The sequence below is a fragment of the Chryseobacterium sp. SIMBA_029 genome (assembly GCF_046535275.1).
Taxonomy (GTDB): Bacteria; Bacteroidota; Bacteroidia; order Flavobacteriales; family Weeksellaceae; genus Chryseobacterium.
Map to the genome: position 1 here is coordinate 1 of NZ_JAWRXA010000767.1, position 242 is coordinate 242.

General features: G+C 66.5%; 1 protein-coding gene. It reads right to left on the bottom strand.

Features of this window, described 5'->3' with window-relative positions:
* Nucleotides 1-242 (bottom strand): M16 family metallopeptidase (locus tag SB679_RS26000; RefSeq protein WP_410705277.1); only part of this gene is annotated, 242 nt, incomplete at both ends.

The following is a 242-nucleotide window of genomic DNA, read 5'->3' on the forward strand; positions in this document are numbered from 1 at the left end:
GTTGGATTCCCCGCCCACCTCGTCAAAGGCGGACGCGATCTCCAGTGCTGTGCGGCGCTTGGTGCCCTTGAAGAGCAAATGCTCAAGAAAGTGCGTGGACCCGTGCTGGCCCTCGGCCTCATCACGCGAGCCAACTGCCACCCAGAAGCCAATAGTCGCCGAACGCTGCCCGGGCATGGCCTCGGTGAGGACGCGGACGCCGCCCGGTAGCACCGAGCGCCGAACCACAGACCCGCCTTCGG